At 70.4% G+C, this 3,141-nt stretch carries 3 protein-coding genes and 1 pseudogene; all 4 read right to left on the bottom strand.

Annotation, left to right across the window (positions count from 1 at the left end):
* Positions 1–280: pseudogene (locus tag FV222_RS21310) on the bottom strand (glycosyltransferase family 1 protein); the annotation flags it as partial.
* Positions 281–398: 118 nt separating this feature from the next.
* A complete protein-coding gene (locus tag FV222_RS21315) occupies positions 399–1,289 on the bottom strand; it encodes a LysR family transcriptional regulator (protein WP_147750355.1) in 891 nt (296 codons plus the stop codon).
* Positions 1,290–1,485: 196 nt separating this feature from the next.
* Positions 1,486–2,463: a thioredoxin-disulfide reductase gene (gene trxB, locus FV222_RS21320; RefSeq protein WP_147764431.1), complete on the bottom strand. Its 978-nt coding sequence runs from the start codon at positions 2,461–2,463 to the stop codon at positions 1,486–1,488.
* Between the two features lie 124 nt (positions 2,464–2,587).
* Positions 2,588–3,141: ELM1/GtrOC1 family putative glycosyltransferase (locus tag FV222_RS21325; protein ID WP_187277408.1), on the bottom strand; the 554-nt coding region annotated here is incomplete at its 5' end.

The raw sequence follows: 3,141 nt of genomic DNA on the forward strand, positions 1-3,141 counted from the left end.
GGCCGGCGAGCCGCGCCTCCAGGCGGCGGTAGACCGGGTCGGATTCGGCCGCCACGTCCTCGATCCACCCGGCCGCGACCGCCTCGACGATCCGGGACGCATGCGCCCGGTCGAGCACGCGCGGCCCGAGCCCGGTCGAGACCAGCCCGAAGCGCGGCCCCGCGCCCGCGAGCACGTGGCGGGCGTAGGCGAGGTCGACCCGGTCGATCCCCGACGGGCTCGCATGGCGCAGACGGGTGACGAGGCGGGTGAGGTCGAAGGCGATCGGCCGTATGGTCATGATGCTCCGCTCGGCCGTCCGAGGCCGTGGCGGGTGTTAGCCGGCGGGCGGACGGAGGGCCAGCGGAGCCGGGTTCGAGGGCTGGCGGATCGACGGTGCTCGGCGAAACGTCCGCCCCTCAATACGTCCAGCGCTGGGCCTTCGAGACCAGGAAGTCGCGGAACGCCTGGACGCGGGCGACGGTTCGCATCTCCTCGGCGTAGACGAGGTAGCTCTCCAGCGTCGGCATCTCGCTCTCGCGCAGCACCTGGACGAGGTGGTCGTCGCCGTCGACGGCGTAGTCCGGCAGGATGCCGATGCCGGCGCCGGTCTCCATCGCCCGCTGCAGCGCGCCGATGTTGTTGACGGTGAAGGCGACCGGGCGGCGCTCGCGGCCCTCGCGGCCGACGTTAGCGAGCCAGTGCGCGGCCAGCAGGTAGGACGGCTCGTTGCCGCCGAAGGAGACGAGCCGGTGCTCGTCGAGGTCCTCGACGGTCTTGGGCTCGCCGAAGCGCTTCACGTAATCCTGGCTGGCGAAGGCGTGGTAGTGCACCGTGAACAGCCGGCGCTGGATCAGGTCGGGCTGGGCCGGGCGGCGCATGCGGATGGCGACGTCCGCCTCGCGCATGGCGAGGTCGAGCTCCTCGTTGGTGAGGATCAGCTCGATCCGCACGTCCGGGTACAGGTCGAGGAACTCGGCGACGCGTTGCGCCAGCCAGGCGGTGCCGAGCCCGACGGTGGTGGTCACCTTGAGGTCGCCCGATGGCCGCTCGCTGGTCTCGACCAAGCGCGCGCGGGTGTTCTCCAGCCGCAGCTTCATGTCGCGCGCGGCGCGGAACAGTAGGTCGCCCTGTTCGGTGAGGATCAGTCCGCGGGCGTGCCGGTGGAACAGCGGCGCCTTGAGCTCGCGTTCCAGCGCGCTGATCTGGCGGCTGACCGCGGATTGGCTGAGGCCGATGTCGTCGCCGGCACGGGTGAAGCTGCCGGCCTCCGCCACGTTGAGGAAGATCCGGATCTTGTCCCAATCCACGGCGAGACTCCCTCACGCAAACCGACGGTGCCGGGGCGCGCAGGCTCCGTCACGACGCCTGCCACTCATGCGTCCTGGGCATGGTCGCGCGCAAGGCGCGGCACAAAGAAAATGTTGACAGAACCGTCAAGCGGGTTCGATCCGCGCAGTCGTGCCCCGCCCGAATGCGGATTCGGGAGGGCGGATGGACGTCCGGCTACTCGGCGGCCGCCTGGACCGGGCTTTCGCCGATGTCGAGGTTGGCGAGGTACTTCTCCGCCTCCAGCGCGGCCATGCAGCCCATGCCGGCCGCGGTGATCGCCTGGCGGTAGACGTCGTCGGTGACGTCGCCGGCCGCGAACACGCCGGGGATCTCGGTTTCGGCGGTACCGGGGCGGACGCTGAGATAGCCGCCGTGGCGCATCGTCAGCTGCCCCTCGAACACCTCGGTCGCGGGCTTGTGGCCGATCGCGACGAACACGCCGTCGACCGGCACCTCGCTGGCCTCGCCGGTGCGGGTGTCCTTGAGGCGCAGGTGGGTCACCGACGGGGCGGGGCTGGTGGTGCCGCAGATCTCGTCGATCTCGCGGTTCCACAGCACCTCGACGTTCGGGTGCTTGAACAGGCGCTCCTGCAGGATGCGCTCGGCGCGGAACGCGTCGCGGCGATGGATCACCGTGACCTTCGAGGCGAGGTTGGCGAGGTAGAGCGCCTCCTCCACCGCGGTGTTGCCGCCGCCGACCACCGCCACCGGCTTGCCGCGGAAGAAGAAGCCGTCGCAGGTCGCGCAGGCCGAGACGCCGCCGCCCTGGAACTTGGCCTCGGAGGGCAGGCCGAGCCACTTCGCCTGCGCGCCGGTGGCGACGATCAGCGCGTCGCAGGAATAGGTCTCGCCCGAATCCGCCTCGAGCCGGAACGGGCGCACCTTGAGGTCGACCTTGGTGATGTACTCCGACAGGATCGTGGTGCCGACGTGCTCGGCCTGGAGCCGCATCTGCTCCATCAGCCACGGGCCCTGGATCGCCTCGGCGAAGCCCGGATAGTTCTCGACGTCGGTGGTGATCATCAGCTGGCCGCCGGGCTGGAAGCCCGAGATCATCAGCGGCTGGACCATGGCGCGGGCGGCGTAGATCGCGGCCGTGTAACCGGCCGGCCCCGAACCGACGACGATCAGCCTGGAATGGGTGTGGGCCATGGCGTCCTCTACTTCCTAGCTCTAGAGCATTTTCCGTGATCCCTGGATCACGGGGAATGCTCCAACCTACTGTGTGGTCGCATTTCCTTCACGCGAGCCGGCATCCACCTCGCATGAAAATGCTCTAATCCAGGCGATCCTGCGTCACGCTCGCGCCGTGCGCCGCGCGGAAGGCGGCGTAGCCGTCGGCCAGCGCGCGCGCGATCACCGGCGTCGCGTCGATCGGCTTGTACGCGAGCGGCTCCAACCGCCCGGTAAACGGGCGCAACGCCCCGGCCATCGCCAGCCCGGCGAACATCCGCCGATGGCGGATATAGGTACGCGGCAGGTCGAACAGCAGCACCGGCGCGCCGGTGGAGACCGCCTCGCTGACCATGTTGGCCGAATCCGAGGTCACGACGATGGCGTCGGCCAAAGCCAGCATCGCGACGTAGGGGTTGTCGCCGCCGCCGTCCCAGAGGAAGCCGCCGGTCTCGGCGACGAGCGTGCGGATCGCGTCGCGCAGCGGGTCCGGCGTGCGGCGCGAGACGGTGACCATCAGGCGGCAGCCGGAGCCGGCGAGCTTGCGCAGGTCGCCGACGAGGCGCTGCATGTCGAGGGCGCGATAGCTCAAGTGCCGGCTGTCGCCGCCGATCAGCACCGCGACGCGCGGCCCGTCCAGCGCCGACAGCCGGCACT

This window comes from Methylobacterium sp. WL103, from assembly GCF_008039885.1.
Taxonomy (GTDB): Bacteria; Pseudomonadota; Alphaproteobacteria; order Rhizobiales; family Beijerinckiaceae; genus Methylobacterium; species Methylobacterium cerastii.

What these genes read in the sequence shown, in the direction of transcription:
- trxB (WP_147764431.1), bottom strand. Translation starts at nt 2,463, where the DNA reads ATGGCCCACACCCATTCCAGGCTGATCGTCGTCGGTTCGGGGCCGGCC.